This is a genomic window from Streptomyces sp. NPDC053513 (genome assembly GCF_044544765.1).
GTDB classification, from domain to species: domain Bacteria; phylum Actinomycetota; class Actinomycetes; order Streptomycetales; family Streptomycetaceae; genus Streptomyces; species Streptomyces litmocidini.
In genome coordinates, this window is record NZ_JBITXP010000008.1 from 16720 (window position 1) to 41883 (window position 25164).

20 protein-coding genes and 2 pseudogenes are annotated in these 25164 nt (G+C 73.9%); 13 read left to right on the forward strand and 9 right to left on the reverse strand.

Annotation, left to right across the window (positions count from 1 at the left end; genetic code table 11):
- Positions 1–10: 10 nt before the first annotated feature.
- Positions 11–1669, reverse strand: coding sequence for a class I adenylate-forming enzyme family protein (locus tag ACIGW4_RS15645; RefSeq protein ID WP_399580891.1), 1659 nt, complete (start codon positions 1667–1669; stop codon positions 11–13).
- Positions 1666–3483, reverse strand: coding sequence for a CoA transferase (locus ACIGW4_RS15650; protein WP_399580894.1), 1818 nt, complete (start codon positions 3481–3483; stop codon positions 1666–1668). Before ACIGW4_RS15650 ends, ACIGW4_RS15645 begins: the two co-directional genes overlap by 4 nt.
- Before the next feature lie 24 nt (positions 3484–3507).
- On the opposite strand from ACIGW4_RS15650, the gene ACIGW4_RS15655 reads away from it, so the two are divergent.
- On the forward strand, positions 3508–4821 hold the full coding sequence (locus ACIGW4_RS15655; RefSeq protein ID WP_399580896.1) for an acyl-CoA dehydrogenase family protein: 1314 nt from the start codon (positions 3508–3510) through the stop codon (positions 4819–4821).
- On the opposite strand, the gene ACIGW4_RS15660 is transcribed toward ACIGW4_RS15655, so the two are convergent.
- Positions 4808–5980: a sugar ABC transporter permease gene (locus ACIGW4_RS15660; protein WP_399580899.1), complete on the reverse strand. Its 1173-nt coding sequence runs from the start codon at positions 5978–5980 to the stop codon at positions 4808–4810. The two genes, ACIGW4_RS15655 and ACIGW4_RS15660, sit on opposite strands and share 14 nt — an antisense overlap.
- Positions 5977–7185: an MFS transporter gene (locus tag ACIGW4_RS15665; RefSeq protein ID WP_399581283.1), complete on the reverse strand. Its 1209-nt coding sequence runs from the start codon at positions 7183–7185 to the stop codon at positions 5977–5979. The genes ACIGW4_RS15660 and ACIGW4_RS15665 overlap by 4 nt, the downstream gene beginning before the upstream one ends.
- Positions 7186–7414: 229 nt before the next feature.
- On the opposite strand from ACIGW4_RS15665, the gene ACIGW4_RS15670 reads away from it, so the two are divergent.
- The 4 genes from ACIGW4_RS15670 (at position 7415) to ACIGW4_RS15685 (ending at position 11671) form a co-directional block, all read left to right on the forward strand.
- Entirely contained in the window at positions 7415–8137 is a 723-nt protein-coding gene (locus ACIGW4_RS15670; RefSeq protein WP_399580901.1) for a hypothetical protein, read from the forward strand.
- A 152-nt stretch (positions 8138–8289) separates the two neighbouring features.
- Positions 8290–8988: a sigma-70 family RNA polymerase sigma factor gene (locus ACIGW4_RS15675; RefSeq protein ID WP_398709608.1), complete on the forward strand. Its 699-nt coding sequence runs from the start codon at positions 8290–8292 to the stop codon at positions 8986–8988.
- Between the two features lie 152 nt (positions 8989–9140).
- Entirely contained in the window at positions 9141–9386 is a 246-nt protein-coding gene (locus ACIGW4_RS15680; RefSeq protein WP_399580902.1) for a hypothetical protein, read from the forward strand.
- A 65-nt stretch (positions 9387–9451) separates the two neighbouring features.
- Complete coding sequence (locus ACIGW4_RS15685; protein ID WP_399581285.1) at positions 9452–11671, forward strand: heavy metal translocating P-type ATPase; 2220 nt, start codon at positions 9452–9454, stop codon at positions 11669–11671.
- A gap of 88 nt (positions 11672–11759) precedes the next feature.
- Here the strand turns inward: ACIGW4_RS15685 and ACIGW4_RS15690 are convergent, their stop codons facing one another.
- Entirely contained in the window at positions 11760–11978 is a 219-nt protein-coding gene (locus tag ACIGW4_RS15690) for a hypothetical protein (RefSeq protein WP_123458191.1), read from the reverse strand.
- A gap of 532 nt (positions 11979–12510) precedes the next feature.
- On the opposite strand from ACIGW4_RS15690, the gene ACIGW4_RS15695 reads away from it, so the two are divergent.
- From ACIGW4_RS15695 to ACIGW4_RS15725, 7 genes and pseudogenes are all read left to right on the forward strand, one after another.
- Entirely contained in the window at positions 12511–13023 is a 513-nt protein-coding gene (locus ACIGW4_RS15695; RefSeq protein ID WP_399580906.1) for a hypothetical protein, read from the forward strand.
- Between the two features lie 106 nt (positions 13024–13129).
- Positions 13130–14586, forward strand: a pseudogene (locus tag ACIGW4_RS15700) (PepSY-associated TM helix domain-containing protein).
- Positions 14587–14703: 117 nt separating this feature from the next.
- Positions 14704–14991, forward strand: a pseudogene (locus ACIGW4_RS15705) (molybdopterin-dependent oxidoreductase); the annotation flags it as partial.
- Between the two features lie 110 nt (positions 14992–15101).
- A complete protein-coding gene (locus ACIGW4_RS15710) occupies positions 15102–15491 on the forward strand; it encodes a molybdopterin-binding protein (protein ID WP_399580908.1) in 390 nt (129 codons plus the stop codon).
- 95 nt (positions 15492–15586) lie between these two features.
- The gene (gene modA, locus ACIGW4_RS15715; RefSeq protein WP_398709617.1) at positions 15587–16402 is read left to right on the forward strand and encodes a molybdate ABC transporter substrate-binding protein; all 816 of its coding nucleotides are present in this window, start codon (positions 15587–15589) and stop codon (positions 16400–16402) included.
- A gap of 93 nt (positions 16403–16495) precedes the next feature.
- The gene (locus ACIGW4_RS15720; protein ID WP_399580912.1) at positions 16496–18460 is read left to right on the forward strand and encodes an ABC transporter permease; all 1965 of its coding nucleotides are present in this window, start codon (positions 16496–16498) and stop codon (positions 18458–18460) included.
- Between the two features lie 150 nt (positions 18461–18610).
- Positions 18611–20119, forward strand: a complete 1509-nt coding sequence (locus tag ACIGW4_RS15725) for a DUF4246 domain-containing protein (protein WP_399580914.1) — start codon at positions 18611–18613, stop codon at positions 20117–20119.
- Between the two features lie 114 nt (positions 20120–20233).
- On the opposite strand, the gene ACIGW4_RS15730 is transcribed toward ACIGW4_RS15725, so the two are convergent.
- On the reverse strand, positions 20234–21088 hold the full coding sequence (locus ACIGW4_RS15730) for an RNA polymerase sigma factor SigF (protein ID WP_398709622.1): 855 nt from the start codon (positions 21086–21088) through the stop codon (positions 20234–20236).
- Positions 21089–21347: 259 nt separating this feature from the next.
- On the opposite strand from ACIGW4_RS15730, the gene ACIGW4_RS15735 reads away from it, so the two are divergent.
- The gene (locus tag ACIGW4_RS15735) at positions 21348–21770 is read left to right on the forward strand and encodes an ATP-binding protein (RefSeq protein WP_123458198.1); all 423 of its coding nucleotides are present in this window, start codon (positions 21348–21350) and stop codon (positions 21768–21770) included.
- 31 nt (positions 21771–21801) lie between these two features.
- On the opposite strand, the gene ACIGW4_RS15740 is transcribed toward ACIGW4_RS15735, so the two are convergent.
- From ACIGW4_RS15740 to ACIGW4_RS15750, 3 genes are read right to left on the reverse strand one after another with little or no spacing between them, the layout of a single operon-like run.
- Positions 21802–22206 (reverse strand): STAS domain-containing protein, encoded by a 405-nt coding sequence (locus ACIGW4_RS15740; protein ID WP_359589727.1) that lies wholly within the window; start codon positions 22204–22206, stop codon positions 21802–21804.
- Complete coding sequence (locus tag ACIGW4_RS15745) at positions 22203–23321, reverse strand: B12-binding domain-containing protein (RefSeq protein WP_399580917.1); 1119 nt, start codon at positions 23319–23321, stop codon at positions 22203–22205. Before ACIGW4_RS15745 ends, ACIGW4_RS15740 begins: the two co-directional genes overlap by 4 nt.
- Positions 23318–25000 (reverse strand): PP2C family protein-serine/threonine phosphatase, encoded by a 1683-nt coding sequence (locus ACIGW4_RS15750; protein WP_398709627.1) that lies wholly within the window; start codon positions 24998–25000, stop codon positions 23318–23320. Before ACIGW4_RS15750 ends, ACIGW4_RS15745 begins: the two co-directional genes overlap by 4 nt.
- Positions 25001–25164: the final 164 nt, after the last annotated feature.

A 25164-nucleotide genomic window follows, 5' to 3' on the forward strand; every position in this document is an offset into this window, starting at 1 on the left:
TCCCCTTCCTTCACCGCTGGGCCGGTACGGCGGGTCGCTCCTCCACGGCCCGGAGCCTGAGCGCGGCCCGGTCCGGCTTGCCCGCGGCGGTGAGCGGCAGTGCGTCCAGGACCAGCACGTGCTCCGGGTGCTTGTACCGGTCCAGGCCATGGGTGGTCAGGTACGTGCCCAGGTCGTCCGGAGTCGGACGCTTCCCGTTCCTCGTCACCACGCAGGCCACCAGCCGCTCCCCCATCAGCGGGTCCGGAACGCCCACGCAGACGACGTCGCGCACGGCCGGGTGGCCGGCCAGTTCGCGTTCCACCTCGGCGGGGCTGATGTTGGCGCCGCCGCGTATGACGACGTCCTTGAGCCGTCCGACGACGTGCAGCACGCCGTCCCCGTCGAGGTAGCCGAGGTCACCGGTGCGGACCCAGCCCTCGGGGGTGCGGTAGCGGGCGTCGAGGTCCGGGGAGGCGACGTAGCGGAGCGGGGTCATGGGGCCGCGCGAGACGATCTCGCCGATCTGCCCGTCGGGCAGGGGCTCGTGGGTCTCGGGGTCGGCGACCCGGATCTCCGCGACACGGGGGTCGGGCCGGCCCGCGACGACCCCGGAGCGGTCGGTCGGCGGGACCTTGTGGTCCAGGCCGGTGTGGCAGTTGACGCCGTCGGCGGATCCGTACAGGTTGACGACGGAGCATCCGAACGCGTCCGCCGCGGCGGACGCGGTGGCCTCGTCGAGCGGGGCGCCGCCCAGGACGAGCGCCGTCGGGGCGGGCACGCTCTCCCCCGTCCGCTCCAGGTGCTCCAGCATCATCCGGATCATGGTCGGGACGCCGAGGACGTGGGTGGGCGCGTGCTCGCGCATCGCCGAGAGGGCGGCCTCGGGGGCGAAGTGGTCGATCAGGACGAGGGATCCGCCGTGCCGGGCGAGGGTGACGGCCGTACCGTTCGAGCCGAACGCCGAGCCCAGCGGGACGAGGAAGAGGCACCGGGGCGGGGTGCCGTCGGGGATCAGGGAGGCGAGGAAGTTGCCCCGTCCGCCGGCCAGGGCGTTGTGGGAGTACGCGATCATCTTCGGCTCCGCCTCCGATCCGGAGGAGACGAGGATGCGGGCCGCGCTGTCGGGGTCGGGCCGGGCGGCGACAAAGCGGGCGGGGTCGGTGCGCAGGAGCTCTCGGAGAGGAATCGTTCCTTCGGGTACGGTGCCCGGTCCGGCGGAGATCACGTGCCGGAGCGCCGGCAGGGCGGTCCGGAGCGCGGCGAGGTCGGCGGCATGGGTCTGGCCGCGGTGTTCGGTGGCGACGATGACGGCGACGGCCTCCGCGCGGCGCAGCAGGCACTCGGCCTCCACGGCCCCGCGCCCGACGGGGAAGGGCAGGGCCACGGCGCCGAGGGCGGCGACGGCCAGGTCGGCGATGACGGCGTTGCGGTGGTTGGGAAGCTGGACGGCGACGACGTCTCCCGGGCCGATGCCCAGCCCGCGCAGGCCCTCGGCCAGGCTTCTGACCTTGCGGTCGAGGGCCGTGTAACAGAGTGTGCCCTTGGCGTCGAGGATCGCCGTCCGGTGCAGGTCGGCGATCTGGCGGGCCCGGAACAGGCTGTAGAGGTCGAGGTCCGGGCAGGTGCCGTCCACCGCCCACGAGCGGCGGAGGCCGGCGGGCAGCAGGTCGGTGAGGGTGACGGTCACGCGAGGCTCCAGGGGTCGAGAACGACGGGGGCACCGTGCGCGTCCCGGCCGATCGGGCCGGACAGACGCGGGTCGTGGTGGAGGTCGGACAGTTCGGTGGTGACGGCGGTCGCGGTCAGGCCGTGGGAGCGCAGCCGGTGCAGGGCCTCCTCGGTACACATGCCGCTCAGGTCGTGCGCGGAGGCGGCCGCCGCGCACAGGTCGCTCGGCGCGATCCAGCCGTCCGAGGTACGGATCGGGTGCCGGAATCCGGCCGGCGGGCGCGGGGCGCGCCCTCGGCGGACCCGTTCCAGGGCGGGGCCGAGCAGTGTGTCGGCCGCGCCGAGCAGCGAGGAGTCGACCCGCACGCCGTGACCGGTGCGCTCGCGCAGGAGCAGCCCGGCCAGGACGGCCTCGGTGCCGTGCAGGCCGCCGAGAACGTCGAGAAGGGTCATGAGGGAGGGCGCGGGCGGCTCGTCGCAGGGGTGAACGGCCTCACCGACTCCGGTCCGGGCCTGGACCATGAAGTCCGTACCCATCGGGGCGTCCGCGATCCGGTCCGCCCAGCCGCCCGTGTAGGCGTAGACGAGCGCCGGGTTGGCGGCGGCCAGGTGCTCGGCGTCGAGCCGCAGCCCGGCCGCCTTTCCCGGGGCCCAGTTGTGCAGGAACACGTCTGCTTCGGCGGCGAGTTCGCGCAGCCGGTCTCGGTCGCCGGGCGACTTGATGTCGATCTCGACGGCCTCCTTGTCCCGGTTCAGGGCGAGCCAGCGCGCGGAGACGCCGGAGCAGGCGGGCGGCATACCGCGCAGCGGGTCGCCGCCCGGCGGCTCGATCCGGATCACGCGAGCACCGAGGAGGCCCAACAAGTGGGCGGCCAGGGGCGCTTGGATGCGTCGGCCCGCCTCCAGGACCGTCAGCCCTTCCAGCGGTCCGACCGGGGAGACCGGCCGCGTGGCCGCGGGAACGCCGGGCAGGAGCCGGCGCAGGGACCAGGGATCCGCCCCGTCGTCCTCCGTCGCGCGCTCCGCGAGCGTGCGCAGGCGACACACCTCGGCCCCGGAGACCGTGGCCGCTTGCCGTATCCGTTCCAGGGAGTGCGTCCGGGTGACCTCGTGCAGGACCGCCGCGAAGGGCGCGCAGGCCGTCGCGTAACGGAACTGGAAGGGCCGCCAGCCCGCCCGTATCGCCCCGTCGGGTGCGCCGAGGGCACGCCAGAACTCCGCCCAGGCTCCGGGGTCGAGCGTCTCCAGCTCGAAGACGATGCCGTCGGCCGAGGTGAACGGCGGTCCTCCGGCATCGAGTTCGACGGCTTCGGGCTCGTCGGCGCCGGAAGCGGCCAGGTACTGGGAGACGGCGAGCAGGCCGGCCCGGTCGGCCGTGGTGGTCACGTGGCGGGGTCCGTCGCCGCCTCGGGCCCGGGCGACCAGCGCGGCGAGGAGCCCCTGGACGGCGAGCACGCCGGTGGCGGTGGCCAGGTAGTCGACGCCCAGGCCACGCGGCGCACCATGGCGGCGTCCGTGCACGGCCATCACGCCGGTGACGGCTTGGGCCGTGGCCTCGTCCTCGATCCCGGAGCCGTGGACGCCCCAGGCCGTACGGGCGGTGACGGGCGCGAACCCGGCGCCGCCGAGAGCGATCTCCCCCGAGTCCGAGTCGGAGCCGGAGCCGGAGGCCCGGTCCGATTCCCGTACCCGCCCGCCGAGGCGTCTCAGGTGATCGGCGGCGACCCGGGTGAGGGTCGGGGGACCACCGATGTCGAGGTGCAGGGCGTCGAGCGGACGCGGGACGTCGAGCGGGCGGCGGACCGCGGTGTGCGGGGGCGCTGATGACGCCATGCCTCTCCTCTCCTCGCGCGGGCGATGGCTGGCGCACGGGACTGTCACGATCGCGGGAACCGGAGGGCGGGTACGCCCGACCTCTTCCACGGGCAGGCAGTCGGACGCGCGTTCTGTCGAGTTCCCCGAACGGAGGAAACAGTGACGGATCATGACGTAACGGTTCGGGATGCCGACCTCGATCTGCTGCGGAAGCGGGTCTCGGCATTCGTCCGCGACCGCGTGTACCCGCACGAGCCCCGGCTGGACACAGGCGGTCCGGCCGCCCGGGAGCTGCGGGGCCTCTTGCGGGCGGAGGCTCGGGAAGCCGGACTGTGGGCTCTGCCCCTGTCGGCCGAACTGGGCGGCGGAGGGCTGCCGTTGCGCGCGTACGCGTCGATCGCCGAGGCCGAAGGCGCCAGCGATCACGGACCGGCCGCGCTCGGGTCGGCTTCGCTGTCGGACGTGACCATGCTGTCGCGGCACGGCTCTCCCCGGGTGCGCTCGGAGTACCTCCGCCGCCTGGTCTCGGGCGAGCTGCGCACGTGTTACGCGATGACGGAGCAGGGCGTTCCCGGCACCGAGCCGCTCCTCACCGCCACCCGGGCGGAGCGACGGCCCGGTGGCGGCTGGACGGTCACGGGCCGCAAGTGGTTCGTGTCGAACGCGGCGGACGCGGACCTGGTGACCGTGCTCGCCCGGACGAGCGGGACGGCCGGGGACCGCGGCGGGCTGTCCCTGATCCTCGTCCCCACCGGCTCGCCCGGTTTCCGGATCGTCCGTGACCTGCCCGCGCTCGGGGCGACCGGTCAGTACGAAATCGAGTTCGACCACGTGGACGTCGACGAGGACCACGTCGTCGGCGAACCCGGCCAGGCGCTCACGATCGCGGGCGAGCGTCTCCAACTGGGCCGGACCCTGAGGGCGTTGCGTTGGGTCGGCCAGGCGCAGCGCGCCTTCGACCTCCTGTGCGAGCGCGCGGTGGAACGTCAGGGGGCACGCGGACCTCTCGCGGACCGGCAGCTGGTCCAACTGCACGTCTTCGAGTCGCTGTTGGCGCTGCGGAGCGCCCGTCCCCTGGTGCACGAGGCGATGGCGGCGGTCGCGGAGGGACGCGACGCGCACGTGGAGGTGGGCCTGGCGAAGACCGCGGCGGCCCGCACGCTCCAGGAGGTCGCCGACCGGGCCGTTCAGGTCTTCGGCGCCGCCGGTCTCGGCCCGGACACCCCGCTCCCCGCCCTGTTCCGTACGGGGCGGACGGCCCGGATCCTCGACGGTCCCGACGAGCAGCACGTCTCCTCGGTCGCCCGGCGCGTACTGCGGAGCCGGCAGCCGGGGCCGGCCGTCACACCCGCGTGAGGTCGACGCGGCCGAGGAGCCCGGCCAGGCCGAGGGCGAGGAAGAAGTCTCCCCAGACGAGTTCGTGACGGACGGCGGTGCCGCTCTTCGCTTCGTAGCAGCCGTCCAGGAGCATGCCGGCCGGGCGGGTACCCGCCGGACCGGCACCAGCCGGGCGGTTGCCGGCCGACCGGGTGAGGTGAACCTCCACGAGGTGGTGCAGGACGGCCTCGGAACGTGCCGCGCATGCCGTCGCCCACGCGGCCCCGGAGAGCTGGGCGAGCTTCAGCAGGGCGACCGCGGCGATGGCTGCGGCGGAGGTGTCCAGGTGGCCTCCGGGGTCTCTGGGGCCTCCGTGGTCTCCGGGGTCTGCGGCTTCTGCGGATTCTGCGGATTCTGCGGGCGGGACGAGTGGTCCGTCGAGGAACTCCCCCTGCTGGAACAGCCGTTCCGTTGCCGCAGTCAGCCTGTCCGTGCGCCAGGGTGTTCCGCCCTCCGCTCGCAGCAGTCCGTCCGCGACCGCCAGCAGCAGCCACGCCTCGCCCCGGGCCCAGCCGGGCGCGGGCTCGGGCTCCGCCGCCCAGCCCCCGCGCGCCTCGTCCCAGCGCCAGGACGGGCGGGGCCGTCCTGGCGCCTCTCCCGACAGGCACAGGTCGAGGTGGCGGTGCAGGTGCGTCGCGGCGGCCGTCCGCCCCTCCGGTCCGGCAGACGCCAGGAGGGGTACGAGCCCGGGGACGCCGTCCGCGCGGGCCCGCAGCCGTGGGCCGCCGAGCGCCGTGCCCCACGGGACCAGGCCGAGCTCCGGGTCCCACGCGGCGAGCGCGGTCTTCGCCGCGCGCTCGCGCAGGCCGGCGGCCGCATCGTCCTCGGCGGCCGGGGCCGTCCCGTACCAGAGGATGAGGCCCCGGGTCGCGGTGTCGGCCTCGGCCCAGGGGGCGAGCCGGGCGGTGACGGCGGCCGCCGCCGATCGGTCCGCGGCCACGCCCGTGTGCCGGGCACGCAGCCAGAGCAGCCCGGCCCAGAAGCCTCCGGTCCACGACCCCCGCCCGGTGGTCGTCCAGCGGCCGTCGTCGGGGTCCGCGTACAGCGGGAAGCGGGCGCCCACCTGCCCGGCGGTCTCCTCCACCCGCCGGAACAGAAGCTCCAGCGCCTCCTCGGCCCAGCCCCTCGCGCCGGTCACGCCGCGCCCACCCGTCCCGTGCGCCGGTCCCTGACCGCCCAGACGAAGGCGACGGCCCCCGCCACGGCGAACTCCGCCGCGACCAGGGCCCACCCGGCGCCGTACCGGCCGTGCTCCACGAGGAGTCCGAAGAGCGGCGGTCCCAGGGCGAACCCGGCGAAGAAGCCGGCCGCGACGAGCGCGGAGTCCTGCCCGGCCCGCCCCGGTGCCGAGCGCTGCATGACGAGGACCATCGACACGGCGTTGCCGGAGACGGCGAACACGCCCACCGCCACGGCCGCCACCCACACCAGCGGCTCGACCCGGACGGCGGCGGCGAGCAGCACGGCGGCGCCGACGGCCCCCGTGGCGAGCAGGCCGGGGAGCCACGGGGCCCGCCCGGGCGTGGCGGCACGCGACCAGCCGACCCGGCCGGCGATCCCGGCGACGCCCAGGACCGCGACGAGGGCGCCCGCCACCGTCGGCCCCATGCCGAGCCGCTGGGCGCCGAACAGCGCCAGGTAGGTGTTGACGGAGGCGATCCCCGCGCCGAGGAAGAGCGAGAAGCCGGCCAGCCACGGCACGGGGCCGTCGGGCGGGGCCGGCGTGGAGGCCGCGCTGCCGGTCTTCGGCGGCGGGTCGGCCGGCAGCGCCCGCCAGGCCCACAGGGCGGCGGCGAGCGCGGCCACGGCCGCCACCCACACCGCACCCCGCCAGCCGAGCAGGCCCGCCACCGCCGCGAGCGGCAGCCCGGCCGCGAAGGCACCGAGTTGCACGCCGGACTGCTTGGCACCCGTGACCGCGCCCCGGCGCGGGGCCGGGACGGCCGCGAGGATCGCCTTGTTCGTCGCCGGATTGGCGAGCGCCTGCGGAAGTCCGCCCAGCGCGACCGCCGCGAGGAGCAGGCCCGGCCCCGGGGCCGCGCCGATCAGCCCGAGCGCCGCCGCCGAGACGGCGAGCAGGGCGACGAGAGCTCGCCGCGGACCGACCCGGTCCACGGTCCGGCCGCCGCCGGGCGAGAGCACGGCGGCGGTGCCGAACCCGACCGTGGTCGTCAGGCCCAGCAACGTCTCCGACAGGCCGAGACCGGCGACAAGACGCGGTCCGAGCGCGCCGAGAAGGAAGAGCTGCACCATCGAGAAGGCCATGGCCGTTGTCAGCAGCGCGGTCAGCCCGCGCGGCGTGACACGCTCGGATCCGGCCGTCGAGGCCGGCGTGGCCGCCATGGCCGCGGCCGCCTCCCTTGCGGACTTCACGCGGTTACCCCCTCCCCTGCGACGGCGGTTCCGTCGTCGACATGGAGAAGTCGTCGCGAGCGGGCCGTGAGTTCCCGAGGCGCACTTGTGGGGCGCGCCACAGTCGCGTACTCATGGGACGACGGGCCGAGGGGGCGGCCTCGCCCCACGACGTACCCGCCCTCATGCCGCCGGAGAAGGGTGCAAGGATGGGCGCGCCATGACCCCAGGCCGATGTTCGCGAGGAGTGCGGGCCGCGTTGTTCGCGGCCGTCTGCGTGCTGCTCGCGGCCACCGGCCACGTCCTGATGTCGGGTCAGGACCTGCCCGCGCCGGCGCTCGGTCTCGCCTTCGTGGGAACGCTCGCCGTCGCCTGGATCCTGGCGGGCCGCGAGCGCGGTCTCCTCGCGGTGACGACGGCGACCGTGGCCGTCCAGAGCGTGCTGCACGCGGTGTTCTCCTGGTACCAGCAGGACAGCGTCACGCCGATGCCTCACCTGCAGGCGGTTCAGGTCGAGACGGTCCGTGCGGACATGGCTCACACCGGCATGGGACACGCGTCCATGGGCCACGAGGCCATGGGGCACAACATGCCCATGGGCCACATGGCCATGGGGCACGCGACCATGGACCAGGCTGCCGCCGCCCACGACATGACGGACATGTCCTCGTCCTTCGGCATGCTGTCCGCGCACCTTCTCGCCGCGCTCCTGAGCGGTCTGTGGTTGGCGTACGGCGAGCGGGCCGCCTTCCGCCTCGTACGGGCGCTCCCCCTGGCGCTCTTCCGCCCCCTGCGGCTCCTGCTCGCCGCCGTCGCCCCCGTACCGTCGCGGCCTCCTCGGCTCCGGCCCGTCCGCGCCGGTGACGAGCGCGCTCCCCTCCAGCTCCTGCTCGCCCATTCCGTCGTCTCCCGAGGCCCACCGAGGGCGGTCGCTGTCGCCTGACAGCCGGCTCCCCGAGCCCGACGGCACGCGCTCCGCGTCTCCGTCGCTCGGGCATCGGCCCTGCCGCGACGGCAGGCCGTGACCCCTCACCGGCGCCGCCGTACTCCTGTGCGCGCCGCCGGATTCCCCTTGCCTCGTAAGGACGTGTGGCGATGACTCCTGCCCATGACACCCTTCCCCAGGGACCCACCGGACCGCCCCGCTCGGCGCACGCGCCGGACGCCGACACCGACGCGGCGACCACCCGGCTCGCCCTCGCCGCGCGGGACGGCGACCCCGCCAAGGCCGATCTGTTCGTTCGCGCCCTGCACCGCGACGTGTGGCGGTACGTGGCCTATCTGAGCGCCGACCGCCAGGCGGCCGACGACCTCGCCCAGGAGGTCTTCCTCCGGGCGATCGCCGCGCTGCCCCGCTTCCAGGGGCGGTCCTCGGCCCGCACGTGGATCTTGTCGATCGCCCGGCGGACCGTGGTCGACAGCCTCCGGCACGCCGCCGCCCGCCCCCGGCTGTCCGACCGCGACGACTGGCAGGCGGAGGCCGAGCACACCCAGCCCCTGGGTCTGCCCGGCTTCGAGGACGGGATCGCCCTCGCCGAGCTGATGGACTCCATCCCCGCCGAACGGCGCGACGCCTTCGTCCTGACCCAACTCCTGGGCCTGCCCTACGCCGAGGCCGCGGACGCCATCGGCTGCCCGATCGGCACGGTCCGCTCGCGCGTCGCCCGCGCCCGGACGACCCTCGTCTCCCTGCTGCGGGGCGACGAGGAACCCAGCACTGCGGCTGATCCGGCGGTGCCGCGGGCCGCGGCGCCCACGAGGGGGCGGGGCACGAAGGCACTCGCTCTCGCCTGACCTCCGTAGCGAGCGGATGAGGGGACGGGGCCGCCCGCACGGGGGTGATCCCGCCCCTCCCGCCGGAACCCGACAGCCCGGTCGTCCGACGACTCCTCCAGAAGCGCGCCCTGTCCGAGCGGCGCCACAGTCGTGCTCTGGAGGAACGGCCGGTGGACACCACCCGAGAATCCTCGTCGCGCCCGCGGCGACCACGTGAGGAAGCGGCCTCCGGCACGTACCGGCCGCCCGCCGCCCTGTGGGCGTACCTGGTCCTGCTGGTGCTGGTCTTCGGGGGGTCGTACGCGCTGGGGACCGCGGTCGGGCCCGTCGGTCCGGGCGCCCGGCCATCGCCCACGGACGGCCCCCGGGACACCGGGCACGGGAGCGGGCACGAGCACGCGGGAGCACACCGGTGACGGCCGAGGCTCTGGCGTCCCCCCTCACGACGGACCTGATCACCACGGATCTGGCCGTCGGAGGCATGACGTGCGCCGCGTGCGTCAACCGGGTCGAGAAGAAGCTGTCCCGACTGGAAGGGGTCACGGCGACCGTCAATCTGGCGACCGGACGGGCCCGCGTCCGGCACCCGCCGGGGGTCCTCGTCGACGAGCTCGTCGCCACCGTGGAGAAGGCGGGCTACACCGCCACGCTGCCCGAACCGCCCGCACCCCAGCGCTCCGAACCGGCCGCGGGCCTCACGGCACCGGTTGCGGACGAAGGCGACCGGCTCCTGATCACCGCCCTGTTGGCGGTTCCCGTCCTGGTCCTGTCCATGGTGCCCGCGCTCCAGTTCCGCCATTGGCAGTGGCTGTGCTTCGCGCTGGCGGCCCCGGTCGCCGTGTGGGGAGCGTGGCCGTTCCACGTGCGGGCTCTCCGGGGACTGCGGCACTCGGCGTCCACCATGGACACGCTGGTGTCCCTGGGCGTGGCGGCGTCGTTCGCCTGGTCCTCGTACGCGCTGTTCCTCGGTGGCGCCGGCGAGCCGGGGATGCGCATGCCGTTCACCCTGTTCCCCGACGCACCCGACGGGATGGCGCACGTCTATCTCGAAGCGACCGTCGGCGTACCGCTGTTCGTGTGGGCGGGTCGGTTCCTGGAAGGGCGGGCCCGGCACGGGACCGGCGCGGCCCTGCGGTCGCTCGCCCAACTGGCTGTCAGGGAGGTGTCGGTACGGGAGAGCGGGCGCGAACGCGTCGTCCCTCTGGAGCAGTTGCTCACCGGGCAGGAGTTCGTCGTGCGCCCCGGCGAGCGGATCGCCACCGACGGCGAGGTGGTGGAGGGCGATTCGTCGGTGGACCTGTCCCTGGTCACCGGGGAGAGCGAGCCCGTCGGCGTCGGACCGGGTGCCGCGGTGATCGGTGGGTCGGTCAACGTCGGTGGCCTGCTGCTCGTACGGGCCACGGCGGTCGGCTCCGAGACGCGCCTCGCCCGTGTCGCACGCCTCGTGGCCGACGCCCAGGCCGGCAAGGCGCGCGCCCAACGGCTCGCCGATCGAGTCGCGGGCGTCTTCGTCCCCGTCGTCCTGGCCCTGGCCGTCGGCACCCTCGGATTCCGGCTCGGCAGCGGAGGCGCCGGGGGCGCCCAGGCGGCGATCACGGCTTGCGTGGCCGTTCTCGTGGTCGCCTGCCCGTGCGCCCTGGGCCTTGCGACGCCGACGGCGCTGCTGGCCGCGACCGGTCGGGGTGCCCGGCTCGGCGTGCTGGTCGGTGGCCCGAAGGCCCTGGAGGGGTTGCGGCACGTCGACACGGTCGTCCTCGACAAGACGGGCACGCTGACTTCAGGACGGATGGCCGTCATCCGGGTCACGGCCGTGCCCGGCGGGCTGGGCGAGGTGGCGGCCCTGCGGTTGGCCGGGGCGGTCGAGCAGGGCTCGGAGCACCCCCTGGGTCGCGCGATCGTCGCCCGTGCCCGAGGGGAGGAGGCCGGGTCGGCGCTGCCGGCCGTCACCGGGTTCCGCGCCGTGGCGGGACGGGGTGTCCGGGGCCGGGTCGACGACCGGGTCGTGGAGGTCGGCGCCCCGTCGCCGGACGGTGCGCTGCCCGCCGCCCTCGCGGACGCGCTCACGTCGGCCGAGGCGAACGCCCGTACTCCGGTCCTGGTCCGCGTCGACGGGGAGGCCATGGCCCTGATCGAGATCGGGGACGCCGTACGCCCGGGGAGCTACCGGGCGGTGCATACGCTCCGCCGGCTCGGCGTGCGTCCGGTGCTCGCCACCGGTGACGCCGAGGGCCCCGCCCTGGCGGTGGCGACGGAACTGGGCATCGAGGAGGTGCACGCCCGCTGCGCCCCGGAGGACAAGGCGGCTCTCGTACGGGCGCTGCGGGAACGCGGTCATCGCGTCGCGGTCGTCGGCGACGGCGTGAACGACGCCGCAGCTCTCGCCGCCGCGGACCTCGGCATCGCCCTGGCCGACGGGACCGACGCCGCCATCGGTGCGGCGGACGTGACGCTCGTACGCACCGGGGTCGAAGCGCTCGCAGACGCCGTACGCCTCGCACGCCGCACCCTGGCCACGATCCGCGCCAACCTCGTCTGGGCCTTCGGCTACAACCTGGTGACCGTGCCGCCGGCCATGGCCGGGCTGCTCAACCCGATGGTGGCCGCCGCCGCCATGTCGGCGAGCTCGCTCCTGGTGGTCGGCAACAGCCTGCGCCTGCGCGCCTGGCAGCCCTCCCCCATGCCCCGACCTCGGAGGAGGTGACACCGGCGTCCGCCGACGGGCGCGGGTCGCATGTGCTCCGTGTGTTCCATGCGCACGGAGCAGGCCGGCCCGTCGGCGGACGCTCGCCTCAGGCGGCGGCCGCCACGAAGCGGTCGAGGGCGCCGGCCTTGGCCTGGGCGACGAGGTCGGCGAACTGCTCCTCGCTCATCTGCACCTGCTGGCCGAAGTCGTCGGTGATGCGGACGCGCCTGTCGTCGGGCGCATCCGCGTCCACGAAGAGCTGCGGGCACCCGCAGTCGCACTTTCCGCAGAAGGTCGCGATCGGTTCGGGAGTCGTATCGGGCATGTGGCCACCTCGCCCCTTCGGTGTTCGGGATCCAGGGTCCGGGATCCCCGGTCTTTCCGGCACGTCGATGCTGCCCAGCCACTGATACTCCACAAACCGCCCTAAAAAGTGAGAAAAGCCACCGCCCTTCGCGGGAACCGACCGGCGTCCGCAGACGACGGAGCGCACCACTCGGAAACGTCCCACTCGGCCCGTTCCATCCCTTTCCTTCCGCTGTGATTCCGCCCACCCCGAAGGACCGCTCCGCCGCTCTCACCACGACACCGCCCGAGCGTTCCCGGCCGAACAACCCTTCTACGAAGGGATCATGACGGTACAACAGGTCATTCCGTGTCGCCCCGGACGGTCGAGGGTGCCGCTCGAAGGCGACAGCGGCCGGACAGCCGCTGGATACCTTGTGCCGGTGGGGGGACGGGACAGCCGGCAGAGGCGGACTTCGAAGGGTCTGCTCTGTGCTTCCGCGTCCCTGTTTCTGGGAGCGGTCGGCCACGTCGCCGCCGGTGGTTCGCTGCCGGGCGCTCGCGGGCTCGGGATGGTCTTCACCGGGCTGACGCTGCTGGGCACCGTGCTCTTCGGCGGTCGCCGCCGACGCTTCGACGTCACGGTGCTCACCCTGGGCGCGACGCAGTTCGCCCTGCATCTGGTGTTCCACCGGATGACGATGCCGTCGGCCGACGGCTCCGGTCACGGTGCCATGGCCACCGGACACCACCATGGCACGGGGATGACCATGCCGGCAGACATGGCCATGCCGGCAGACATGGGTGCCGCCGGCCCCGGACACGCGATGAACGCCCCGATGACGTCCGCGCACGCCCTGGCCACGCTCGGCACCGCCCTCTGCGTGATCTACGGAGAACGGATCCTGCGGCGGCTCGCCGCCCTGCTCCTGCCCCGTCTCCCCCTTCTCGCCCCCGCAGGATCCTGCCCGGCCCCGCCCGAGGGACGGCCGCCGGCGCCGTTCACCGCCGGCCACGTACGCCTCGGCGTCCTCCTGACCCGCTGCCGTCCCCGACGAGGCCCTCCCCCGGTGATCCCCGCCTGATCGCACGGACGCGATCACGCCACCCGCCCTCGCGGCGGTCCACCTCACCTTTCGGATTCTTCGCACGCGCGCCTTCGTACCGCGTGCGCACCTTTGGGGATCACGCATGTCCGCAACCATCGATCAAGACCCGCAGAGAACGGCTCCCGCCGCCGGGGCGGCGCCCGCCGGACGCTCCTGGCAGGGCGTACGGGCCCTGCTGGTCCGGCTCCACTTCTACGCCGGGGTGTTCGTCGCCCCGTTCCTGCTCGTCGCCGCGCTCACCGGCCTCGTCTACACCTTCACCCCGCAGCTCGACCAGCTCGTCTACGGCGACCAGCTGCGCGTCGAGCGGGTCGGCGACCGGCCGCGCCCGCTGTCCGAGCAGATCGCCGCCGCCCGGGCCGCGCACCCGGAGGGCAGCCTCGCCTCCGTCGTCACCCCGGCCGAGCCGGAGGACACCACCCGTGTGGTGCTCTCCGTGCCCGAGCTGGGCGAGAAGCAGCGCACCGTCTTCGTCGACCCCTACACCGCGAAGGTGAAGGGCGACCTCACCACCTCATGGGGCTCCACCCCCTGACGACCTGGCTCGACGAACTGCACCGCAGCCTGCACCTCGGCGAGACCGGCCGCCTGTACGCCGAGGTCGCGGCCGGCTGGCTGTGGGTGCTCGTCGTGGGCGGCCTCGTCCTGTGGCTCGGCCGCAGCCGAGGTCAGCGCGCGAAGTCCGTCCGGGGCGTCCTGCTGCCCGACCGTGCCGCCCGCGGGGTGCGCCGGACCCGGAGCCTCCACGCCGCGACCGGGGTCTGGCTCGCCCTCGGCCTGCTCTTCCTGAGCGCGACCGGTCTGACCTGGTCCACGTACTCCGGCGAACGCTTCGGGCGGCTCCTCGACGCCGCCAAGGGCCACGCACCGGAACTGGACACCGTGCTGCCGGGCGCCCAGCCGGCCCCCGAGGCCGGTGACGAGCACGCGGGCCACGCGGGCCACGGCGGGCACGGCGGGGCCGCCGAGCCCGCCGACCCGGATCCGGCCGCCTTCGAAGCGGCGCTCACCACCGCCCGCGGGGCGGGCCTGGGCGGCACGGTCCAGCTCACTCCGCCCGCCGACGCCTCCAGCGCCTGGGTCGTGGCACAGAAGGACGACGTCTGGCCGGTCCACTACGACCAGGTCGCCGTCGACCCCGCGAAGGGCGAGGTCACCGCACGCACCCGGTGGGCCGACTACCCGCTCCTCGCCAAGCTGTCGAAGCTCGGCGTGCAGGGCCACATGGGCGTGCTCTTCGGGATCGCCAACCAGGTCGTGCTCGCCGTCGTCGCGCTCGGCCTGATCCTCATCACCTTCTGGGGCTACCGCATGTGGTGGCAGCGCCGCCCGAACCGCGAGGGCCGCCCGGCCCTCGCCGGCCGCGCTCCCGCCCGCGGCACCTGGCGCCGCATCCCGCTGCCCGCGCTCGCCGTGGGCGTCCCGCTGGTCGCCGCCCTCGGCTGGGCACTCCCCGTCCTGGGCTGCACGCTGCTCGCCTTCCTGGTGGTGGACGTGATCACCGGTCTCGTGCACCGGACGCGGACGGCCCGCGCGTAGGAACGGCCGCACCGAGCCCGTACGACCGAAGGGGGTGGCACGGCGTCCGCCGTGCCATCCCCGCCCCGTCCTCGTCACGCGTCCGCGCGGTGCCGCCCGCACGCCGCGGGGGCCGGGGCGCGCCCCGGCTTCGACCCCGCCCGCCGCAAGGAACGCTCCCGCTTCCTGGTGGCCGTGAGCGACGGCGACGGGCACCACACGGTTCTGCCGTGGGCGGAGATCGACGCCGACTTCGGCAACGCCCCCGTGCTGCTCGCGACCCGCATGGACGACGAGGAGCTCGACGCCGCCGGCACCCGGCTCGTCGTCCCGTCCGACCGCTGCGGCGCCCGTTACGGCAGCGCGGGCACCGGGATCTGGATCGGCGCCCACCGGCTTCCCGACCCCTCTCCGTCCGAGGGCTGAGACCACCGGGCGCCTCTCCTCGTCCCTTCCTCCAAGCCCCCTCTCATACGCGATGGAGGGTCCTACGTGTTTGTTGCAGATAAGAGGCAGGGAGCCCTACGGTGTCGCATATGCAGTCCTACACCATCGGGCAGGCCGCTCGTCTGCTGGGCGTGAGCCCGGACACCGCCCGGCGCTGGGCGGACGCGGGCCGGGTCGCGACCCACCGCGACGAGAGCGGCCGGCGCGTCATCGACGGCACGTCGCTGGCCGCGTTCTCCGCGGAGATCGCCCAGGGCGACGACGAGGACGTGCCGTACACGACGGCACGCAACGCGTTCCCCGGCATCGTCACGGCGATCAGGCTCGGTGACATCGCGGCCCAGGTCACCATCCAGGCCGGACCGCACCGCCTGGTCTCCCTCCTCACCCGCGAGGCCGTGGAGGAGCTGGGACTGGAAGTCGGCATGCAGGCCACCGCCCGCGTGAAGTCGACCAGCGTGCACATCGACCGCACCTGATCCCCCGACCCCTCACGCACCACCGGTACGCCCCGGCCGCCAGCACGGCCGGCCTCCCACCGCACCTTCCGTTCGTCCCCAGGAGACCAGACCTCATGTCCCTCGTCCTCACCCCCGCCGGACGCCGTACGGCCGCCGCCGTCCTCACCGCCGCTCTGCTGGTGCCGCTCGCGGCCTGCTCGTCGAGCGACGGCGGCGAGAAGGACACCGGCGGCCCGGCGGGCTCCGGTTCGAGCTCCGCGCCGCAGGCGAACCTGACCGTCCTCGCGGCCGCGTCCCTGACGGACGTGTTCAAGACGGCCGGTGCCGCCTACGAGAAGGCGCACCCGGGCACGAAGATCACCTTCTCCTTCGCCGGCTCGCAGGAGCTCGTCGCCCAGGTCGCCCAGGGCTCGCCCGCCGACGTCCTGGTCACCGCCGACACCAAGAGCATGGACAAGGTGAGGGCCGACACGAGCGCCCCGGCGGTCATCGCGAAGAACCGGCTCGTCATCGCCACCGGCAAGGGCAACCCCTTCAAGATCGACGAGCTGAAGGACCTCGCGGACACCAAGCTCAAGGTCGTCCTCGCCGCCCCGGAGGTGCCGGCCGGCAAGTACAGCAAGAAGATCCTCGACGCCCAGAAGATCACCGTGAAGCCGGTCTCCCAGGAGCCGAACGTCCGCGCGGTGCTCAGCAAGGTCGAGCTGGGCGAGGCCGACGCCGGACTCGTCTACAGGACGGACGCCGAGAGCGCCGGGGACAAGGTCGACGCCGTCGAGATCCCCGACGCGCAGAACGCCGTCGCGCAGTACCCGGCCGCTACGCTCAAGGACTCCAAGAACGCCCGGGCGGCCGCCGCGTTCGTCGCCTGGCTCTCCTCCCCGGAAGGCCAGAAGATCCTCCAGGACGCCGGCTTCCAGAAGCCGTAACCGTCAGGGAGCACCCAGATCGCGAGGGGCTGTCCGTACCGGGGGGACGGACAGCCCCTCGCCCTCCATGCCCTCAAGTCTTCGGGACCATCGATGAAACGAGCAGGCGTACGCACCTCCGGCACCCGCCCGCCCCTCCTGCTGGCGCTGCCCGCGCTGGCGGCCGTGGCGTTCCTGACGCTGCCCCTGATCGGGATCCTGGCGCGGACCGAGTGGGGCGAGCTCGCCGGCCATCTGAGCTCGCCGGGCACGGTCCGGGCGCTGAAGCTCTCGCTGCTCGTCTCGTTCTGGGCGCTCGGCCTGTCGCTGCTGCTCGGCGTCCCGCTGGCCTGGCTGCTCGCCCGGGTGTCCTTCCCCGGCAAGGCGTTCGTCCGCTCGCTGGTACTGCTGCCGATGGTGCTGCCGCCGACCGTCGGCGGTGTGGCGCTGCTGCTCGCCTTCGGGCGGCGGGGGCTCCTCGGGCCGTGGCTGGAGTCGACGTTCGGCGTCACACTGCCGTTCCACACCTCGGGTGCCGTGCTCGCGGCCACGTTCGTGGCCATGCCGTTCCTGGTCATCAGCCTGGAGGGCGCGCTCGGCGGACTGCGGCCGCGGTACGAGGAGACGGCGGCCTCGCTCGGCGCCTCACCGGTCCGGGTCTTCTTCACCGTCACCCTGCCCATGGTCGCGCCCGGGGTCATCGCCGGCGCCGCCCTGACCTGGGCGCGGGCGCTGGGCGAGTTCGGCGCCACGATCACCTTCGCCGGCAACCTGCCCGGCACCACCCAGACCCTCCCCCTCCAGGTCTATCTGCTGTTGCAGGACGAACCGGAAGCGGCGACCTCCGTCTCCCTGCTGCTGCTCGCCATCGCCATGGCCGTGCTCGTCGCCCTGCGCGGACGATGGACCGGCGCCCCGGCCGACCGCGTCCGCCGTGCCGCCGCCCCCGGGGCCGAACCCGGCCCGGGGGAAGGCCTCCCGTCCGCCTCTCCCGAGACGAACGGGTCCGGGGCGAACGGGGCCGAGACGGACGGGCCCGGGGAGCGCTGGGCGCTGCACGCCGAAGTCACCGGCTTCACCCGGCTCACCCTCGACGCCGAACCGGGCACCACCATCGCCGTCGTCGGCCCCAACGGCGCCGGCAAGACCACCCTCCTCCGCGCCCTCCTCGGCCTCACGCCCCGCGCCCACGCCCACCTCACCCTCGGCGCCGTCGACGTCACCGGGCTGCCCCCGCACCGCCGCCGGGTCGCCTGGGTGCCGCAGGACGGCGCCCTCTTCCCCCACATGACGGCGCTCGCCAACACCGCCTACGGCCTGCGCTCCCAGGGCGTCCCGCGCGCCGAAGCCCGGCGCGAGGCCCGGACCTGGCTCGACCGGCTCGGCGTCGGCCACCTCGCCCACCGCAGGCCGTCCCAGCTCTCCGGCGGCCAGGCCCAACGCGTCGCCCTCGCCCGGGCCCTCGCCGCCCGGCCCCGGCTGCTCGTCCTCGACGAACCGCTCGCCGCCCTCGATCAGACCACCCGCGCCCACGTCCGCCACACCCTGCGCACGCACCTCGCGCGCTTCGGCGGCGTCTGTCTCATCGTCACCCACGATCCCGTCGAGGCCGTCTCCCTCGCCGACCGCGTGCTCGTCCTCGACGACGGCCGCGCCCTCCAGGACGACAGCCCCGCCGAAGTCACGCGTCACCCCCGCTCGCCATGGGTCGCCCGGATGCTGGGCCGCAACGCCTGGCCCGGCACCACCACCGCGGAAGGCCTCGCGCTCGACGGCGGCGGCACCCTGGTCGCGGCCGACCCGCCGCCTCCCGGAGCCCCCGCGCTCGCGATCGTCGCCCCCGAGGCGGTGTCCCTCCACCGCGAGAAGCCGGCCGGCAGCCCCCGTAACGTCTGGCCCGGCACCGTACGCGAGATCACCACCAGCGGCAGCCGACTGCGCGTCCTCGTCGTCTCCGACACCGCCCCCGACCTCGTCGCCGAGATCACCCCGCAAGCCGCCGCCGAACTCGGCCTCGCCGACGGGGTGTCCGTCTGGACCAGCGTGAAGGCGACCGAGACGACGGTCGTCACCCTCTGAACGTCCCCCTCTGACCGGCCGGGTCGTCAGAGGCCGGGGTCCCGGCCCCACACGCCGTGGCCCTCGACGGCGTCCGCGGTGACGGCGGCGGTGTCAGTGCGCTGAAGTATCGTTCCCGCCACCGCACACCGACCGGGAGGACCAAGAGAATTGACCGGCCTGTCCGCTTTCCCGCTGCCCTTTCACGCTTCCCGTTCCGCAGCGTTCGCGACGCCCCGAACGCTGCGGGAGCTTCAGATGATGCAGTGCAGCTCGCACATCCGGGCGAAGCCGGGGTGGTTCGACAAGATGAACGATGCCGGCGTCGTCGCCAGGTGGACGCGGGAGGCGATCGCCCAGGGGCTCACCGAAGCGCAGGTTCGCTACGTGCTCGCCGAGCTCGCGCACTACGCGGCGCTGCGGGACGAACGGACCGGCGTCGAGGTGTCCGCCGTCGACGGGGTGTGGCAGTCGGACACCCTGATCGACGACAAGCTCAGGTCCCGGCTGCGCGAGGCCGTCCGGGTCCTGGAGCAGGTCCCCGAAGCGGAGCGGGACTGGCATCCCGGATCCGACGGCCAGGTGCTGGATCTGGTCCACCCCTCCCTGTTCTGCCTGGTGCGGGAGGTGAGCGGCGCGCCCGAGCGGGCTTGGCGGAACCCGACGGACCGCTACTCGAAGTACGAGTTCTCGGAGAGGTTCCAGTGGCTGCCCACGGACGTCGACGTCCGTGACGACGGCGAGGTCGTCTTCCGTTCGTACGTCAACAACGTCCACCCCGAGGCTCATCACGAACTCGCCTCCGTCCTGCCGGACCTGTTCGCGCGCATGCGCCCGCTGCTGGAGAACGTGCTCACCGATCTGCGCCATCCGCGGCCCCTGCGGATCGAGGCCGATCCCTACGGGTGGTACGACTCGGAGCCGGTGTGTCCGGACAGGTCCTCCTACGGCGACGACGAGGCCTACGCCGAAGCCCTCCGTGCATGGGAAAGCGCCCAGGACGACTGGTGGGAGAACCGCCGCCCGGTCGTACCGGACGCCCCGGACTTCACCCCGCCCGAGGTGCCCGACGAGTCCGCCCGGATCGATCTGCGCGGCCGCGGTCTCCAGGTCGTCGTCAAGCTCGCCACCCTTCACCTGACCCCGGAGAGGCCCGAGTACGCCGGCGGTTCGTGGCACGTCGAGGGGATGCTGAACGAGCGGATCGTCTCGACCGGCATCTACTACTGGGACAGCGAGAACATCACCGAGAGCCGGCTGAGTTTCCGGGCGGCGCTCGACGACCCTGACTACGAGCAGAACGACGACAACGGTCTGCGTGAGGTGTACGGACTGGAGGACGAGGACGCGCTGAACCAGGTGCTGGGGTCGGCGTCGACACCGGCGGGCCGCTGTCTGGCGTTCCCGAACGTCCTGCAGCACCGCGTCGGCCCGTTCCGCCTCGTGGACCCCACTCGGCCGGGCCATCGCAAGATCCTCGCGTTCTTCCTGGTCGACCCGTCGGAGAAGATCGTCTCGACCTCCGACGTGCCCCCGCAGCAGCCCTGGTCCGCCACCTCGACCATGACGCGCGCCCAGGCCGAGGAGTACCGCGAACAGCTCATGCGGGAACGCAAGTTCTTCGTCGACGAACACAACGAGCAGCTCTACGAGCGGGAGTTCTCCCTCTGCGAGCACTGACCCCCTTCGCTCCTGAACAGGCACGGGCCCGAACAGGTGCGGACCAGGAGGCGCGGCCGGTCCGGCCCGAAGGGTGGGTTCCCCCCTTCGGGCCGGCTCCCGTGGGCCCCAGGATCAGCTGCTGTCGGCGAGCATGCCCTCACGCAGGCGCTTCAGCGTGCGCGAGAGCAGACGGGAGACGTGCATCTGGGAGCAGCCCAGCCGTTCCCCGATCTGGGCCTGGGTGAGTTCTTCGACGAACCGCAGGTGGATGATCCGCCGGTCGCGCTCGTCGAGGCCGCCGAGGAGCGGAGCGAGGGCGTGGAAGTCCTCCACCAGCTCCATGGCGGGGTCCTCACTGCCGATGTAGTCGGCCAGGGAGGCGTCCCCGTTCTCCTCCTCGCCGCCCAGTGCGGCGTCGAGCGAGGAGGAGTTGTAGCCGTTGGAGGCCAGCCGCGCCTCGGTGACCTCCTCCTCCGTGAGGCTCATCAGTTCGGCCAGTTCCTTGACCGTCGGCATCCGGCCCAGGCGCGTGCTCAGCTCTTCGGTCGCCTTGGCCAGCTCCACCCGGGCCTCCTGCAGGCGGCGGGGCACGTGGACCGCCCAGGAGGTGTCCCGGAAGAACCGCTTGATCTCCCCGACGATGTAGGGGACGGCGAACGTGGTGAACTCGACCTCCCGGGAGAGCTCGAAACGGTCGATCGCCTTGATCAGGCCGATCATGCCGACCTGGACGATGTCCTCCATCTCGTCGCCGCGGTGACGGAACCGCCCGGCCGCGTAGCGGACCAGGCTCATGTTCATCTCGATGAGGGTGTTGCGCGCGTACTGGTACTCGTGGGTCCCTTCCTCCAGCACCGTGAGCTGCTGAAAGAAGACCTTCGACAGGGCTCGGGCGTCCTTCGGCGCGACCGCCGACGGGTCCGGGACCTCCGGCAGTGTCCCCGTCCCGACCTCAACGTCCGTGGTCGACATCGTGGTGACCGTCACACCTGTCCCCTCTCTCCCTCATCCCGAACCCCGGTTCGTGGTCCGCTGGCAGCCGCCTACCCCGACCGTAAAAGTCCATTCCAAATTTTTTTCCCGGGATGTGTCCGCCAGGCGTGAGGTGTCGTCAGCGGCCGCTGACGCGGGCGCCGTTGCGGCCGTCCCGGTCGTGTTCGGACCGGGCCCGGTCGCCGGCTCCCGGGTTCTCGCGCCGAGGGGCGGGGCAGACGGAACGTGCAGCGTGGCCGAGCGGAGGAGAGACATGGCGCGGGACCCCTCACTGAAAGCGGTCGGATGGGCGCGGTCGCTGCCCGTCAGCAGCGGCGTGAAGTCGGCGCGGGACTGGACGCGCGAGCACCTGGCGGCCCTCGGCTGGGACCGTACGGCGCCGGACCTGGTGGACTCCGTGGTCCTGGCCGTCTCCGAGATGGTCACCAACGCCCACGTCCACGCCCACAGCGACGCCCAGCTCATCCTGACGTGGGACGAGGAGTGTCTGCACGTGACCGTGCACGACGCGTCGTCCCACGTGCCCGAGCAGCGCCGTCCCGACGAGGGTTCCCTCGGCGGGCGGGGCCTGCTCCTGATCGACGCCCTCGCCGACGACTGGCAGGCCCGTCCCTGCCCCCGGGGCAAGGACGTCACCGCCTGCTTCCGGCCGCCCTCGCCCGACCGGCCTTCCTGAGGGCCTCGCCGGCGCGGCGGGCCGCGCCCCGTCAGGGGCCGGGCAGCTGAGGGCTGTCCGTCTCCTCGCCCGGGGCGACGCCGTCGGACTCGGCCGTCCCGGGTATGCCCGTCAGGTGCCGGTACGTGCCGGTGAGCAGGAGCAGCCTGTCGAGGAAGGGCGGCCTGCGGTCGATGTGCAGCCGTGCTCCCGCCGCCTCGGTGTCCCGGTGGAGGGCCAGGAAGGCGGAGAGGCCCATCGAGTCGCACAAGGTCATCCGGGCGCAGTCGAGGTGGACGTCCGAGAGGCCGGGGGCCGAGGAGAGGCGGGCGCGGACGGCGTCCAGCAGTTCGTCGGCGACGTCCCAGGCGAGGTCGCCGGCGAGCTCCGCGTACAGGACGCCGTCCTCATCGGTGACGATCGCCAGTTCGAAGGTGTGGTCGGGGAGTGCGGTCATGCGTGGAGTCCGGAGGCCTGGGGGTCGGGTACGCGGATGAGGGCGCGACGTCCTGCGGCGAGGTGGGCCTGTGCGCGGGGGAAGTCGCGCTGGGCTTCGGAGAGGAGGTCGAGCGCGGCGAGCAGAGCGCCGGTCGGGACGCCGCGGACGCGGAGGACCTCCGCGGTCCAGGTGAGGAAGCCGGTGAACAGCTCGGCGTCGTCGGTGTAGAGGGACGCGGCGAGGAAGTCGACGATGTGGGCGATGTCCTCGGCCGTCCGTTCTCGCTGTTCCCCGGTGTACGCGGCCATGGCCGGGACCTTGGCCTCCAGCCCTTCGAGAACGCCGCGGGTGAGCCGGGTCCGGGTGCGGGTGACGAGGGTGTACTCCTGGTCGAGCAGATGGGGCAGGCCGCGGTCCGAACCGGCCAGGACTCCCGCGGGACGCCGCGGGCCCTCGGCCAGGAGGGAGGCGGCGGCGCGGGCGTCGGGCGCCCACCCGTCGGCGCCGAGCAGACGGGCGTATCTGCCGTCGGGACCGAAAGCGGCTCCTCCGACGATGACGGGGAGCCCGATGGCCTGGACGGCGGTGACGGCCGCGTGGGCCGTCGGCAGGCGGACGGGCAGGGAGGAGGAGAGCGCGACCACGTCCGCCCCGGTCTGGTGGAGGTGCGCGATCAGGTGCGGGGTGGGGACGTGCGCCCCGAGGTAGTCGACGAGGAAGCCGCGGCCGCGCAGGACCTCGGCGAGGAGGCGGGCGGGCAGGGCGTGCCATTCCCCGTCGACGCAGGCGACGGTGACGCGCCGCGGGGCCGTCCCGTCTCCCCCCGGACCCGCCGGCCGGGGGCGGCGGGAGGGCGGGGTCCGATGGGCGAGGGCCGCGATGAGGCGTTCCTGGATGGCCGTCGCGGCATGCTCCTGGGCGACGCTGATCCGGTCGGCCGCCCATGCGCGGCCGACCCGGGCCTGCACGGGACCGATCACGTCGAGCAGGATCTCCTCCACGGGTGTGCCGGCGTCACAGGCGTCGAGGACCGCCGCGGCGGCCGCCGCCTCGTCCCTCTCCCCCAGGGCCGCCCACAGCCGCTCGCGGGTGCCGGCGAGGTCGGGGGAGGAGGTCGTGGTGTGTGTGGTCATGCGGTGTACCTGCCCCGGGTGTGCCCGTTGACCGCGGACAGATGGGTGGTGTGCGGTGCGGTGATCGCGACGATCGCCATGTCGTCGTGCGGGCCGCCGCCCACCCAGTCGCCCGCGATCATCTGCATGCGTTCGACGACGGCCTCCGCCGGCAGTCCGACGCAGTCGGCCAGGGCGGTCCGGAGCCGCTCCTCCCCGAACATGGCCGACCCGAGCGGCCCGCCCCGGGCCTCGGTGATTCCGTCCGTGTAGAGCAGGCACGTCTCTCCGGGCGCCAGGTGCACGGTCGCGGACCGGGAGGTGACCTCGGGCAGCGCTCCCACCAGGGTTCCGCTCGTGTCCACCTCCTCCACCTCTCCCGTGGTGCGCAGGATCAGCGGCCCGGGGTGGCCGGCGCTGGTGAGCCTGAGCCGTACCCGTCCGCCCGTGCGTCTCACCGAGGCCAGGACCAGCGTGGCGAACCGGGTGTGGCGGGCGGTCAGGAGGGCTCCGTTGAGCAGCCTCAGGACGTTCTGGTGGTCGTCGGCGAGGGGCAGCAGCGCGTGCAGGGTGCTGCGGATCCTGCCCGTGAGCACGGCGGCGTCCAGCCCCTTGCCGCACACGTCCCCCAGGACGGCGAGCGACTCCTGGTCGGCGTCGGTCCCGGCGTGCACGTCGTAGAAGTCGCCGCCGATCCTCTCCGTGTCGTGGGAGGTGCGGTAGCCGCCGGCGAAGTCGACCCCGTGGACGTGGTGGAGCTGCGGCGGGAGGAGTTCGGCGATCAGCGCACGGGTGATGCGCGCCTGTTCGGCGTACATCCGCGCGGCCGACAGTGCGGCGCCGGCGCGGGCGGCGAACAGCCGGGCGAAGAGTTCTTCCGAGGCGTCGAAGGCCGTCCGGCCGCTGCGCCGCAGCAGGATGAGGGCGCCCGCGGGCACGCCGTGGCCCGGCAGCGAGGTGATGGAGACGGATCCCGGGGGCCCTTCCACGCCTTCGGGCACGGCCCATTCCGGCAGCTCGGCCGGATCGATCCACCGGGCGGGCACCGGCGGGAAGCCCTGGAGGGCCTCGGCCAGGCCGGGAACCGCCGTGGGGTCCATCGTCACCTGGTGCCCGGTGACCCGGTCCCCCACCGCGATGACCACACCGTGCCGGTTCCGCACGGGCGGGGAGATCACGAGCGCCGCGTCGGCGAGGTGGGCCGCCGCGAGCAGGGCCGTCTTCTCCAGGCACCGGTCCGGGTTGAGCGAGGACAGCAGCTGCGTGGAGACCTCCGCCAGGAGCGCGGTGCGTTCCTGCTCGGTCCTCAGGGCCTCCTCCGCCGCGGTCAGGTCGGAGTCGTCGACCAGCCACCAGGCGACGTCGCCGTGGCCGGAGTCGGTGGGGTGGGCCCGCAGGAGGCGGCCCTCGTGACTCCCCCGCAGAGCGGGGCGCCCCGCGCGGACGGACTTCTCAACGGGCCGCTTCCGCGGAGGACGGGTGAGTCGCCGGTGCGCATCGGCCAGCCAGCCGGGGACGACCTCGTCCAGCCACGCGCCGACGTCCATCCCCGGGAAGAGGTCCGCCGCGGCGTCGTTGAACTCCACGACGCTTCCCCGGCCGTCGGCCACCAGGGCCGGGTGGGGCGAGCGGAGCCAGGAGGTGCCCGCGACCGTGGGAGTGGCCCGTGACAGGCCCGGATCGTCTTCGAAAACAGTCATATGCGTGGCCGCCCATGGGGGCCCGCCACCTTCCCGCTCGACGACAACTCGCTCGTCCACCCTCCCTCAGTACGGACCGCACATCAAGTGAACCCCCCTCTTCCGGTACGGGCCGGGCCCATGTCCGCCATACCCCCACCTCCAGGGCACAGGAACTTCACGGA

What these genes read in the sequence shown, in the direction of transcription:
- ACIGW4_RS15650 (WP_399580894.1), bottom strand. Translation starts at nt 3,483, where the DNA reads ATGGCGTCATCAGCGCCCCCGCACACCGCGGTCCGCCGCCCGCTCGAC.
- ACIGW4_RS15655 (WP_399580896.1), top strand. Translation starts at nt 3,508, where the DNA reads ATGGCTGGCGCACGGGACTGTCACGATCGCGGGAACCGGAGGGCGGGT.
- ACIGW4_RS15665 (WP_399581283.1), bottom strand. Translation starts at nt 7,185, where the DNA reads ATGGCGGCCACGCCGGCCTCGACGGCCGGATCCGAGCGTGTCACGCCG.
- ACIGW4_RS15670 (WP_399580901.1), top strand. Translation starts at nt 7,415, where the DNA reads ATGACCCCAGGCCGATGTTCGCGAGGAGTGCGGGCCGCGTTGTTCGCG.
- ACIGW4_RS15675 (WP_398709608.1), top strand. Translation starts at nt 8,290, where the DNA reads ATGACTCCTGCCCATGACACCCTTCCCCAGGGACCCACCGGACCGCCC.
- ACIGW4_RS15685 (WP_399581285.1), top strand. Translation starts at nt 9,452, where the DNA reads ATGACGTGCGCCGCGTGCGTCAACCGGGTCGAGAAGAAGCTGTCCCGA.
- ACIGW4_RS15690 (WP_123458191.1), bottom strand. Translation starts at nt 11,978, where the DNA reads ATGCCCGATACGACTCCCGAACCGATCGCGACCTTCTGCGGAAAGTGC.
- ACIGW4_RS15695 (WP_399580906.1), top strand. Translation starts at nt 12,511, where the DNA reads ATGGTCTTCACCGGGCTGACGCTGCTGGGCACCGTGCTCTTCGGCGGT.
- ACIGW4_RS15710 (WP_399580908.1), top strand. Translation starts at nt 15,102, where the DNA reads ATGCAGTCCTACACCATCGGGCAGGCCGCTCGTCTGCTGGGCGTGAGC.
- modA (WP_398709617.1), top strand. Translation starts at nt 15,587, where the DNA reads ATGTCCCTCGTCCTCACCCCCGCCGGACGCCGTACGGCCGCCGCCGTC.
- ACIGW4_RS15720 (WP_399580912.1), top strand. Translation starts at nt 16,496, where the DNA reads ATGAAACGAGCAGGCGTACGCACCTCCGGCACCCGCCCGCCCCTCCTG.
- ACIGW4_RS15735 (WP_123458198.1), top strand. Translation starts at nt 21,348, where the DNA reads ATGGCGCGGGACCCCTCACTGAAAGCGGTCGGATGGGCGCGGTCGCTG.
- ACIGW4_RS15740 (WP_359589727.1), bottom strand. Translation starts at nt 22,206, where the DNA reads ATGACCGCACTCCCCGACCACACCTTCGAACTGGCGATCGTCACCGAT.
- ACIGW4_RS15745 (WP_399580917.1), bottom strand. Translation starts at nt 23,321, where the DNA reads ATGACCACACACACCACGACCTCCTCCCCCGACCTCGCCGGCACCCGC.
- ACIGW4_RS15750 (WP_398709627.1), bottom strand. Translation starts at nt 25,000, where the DNA reads ATGACTGTTTTCGAAGACGATCCGGGCCTGTCACGGGCCACTCCCACG.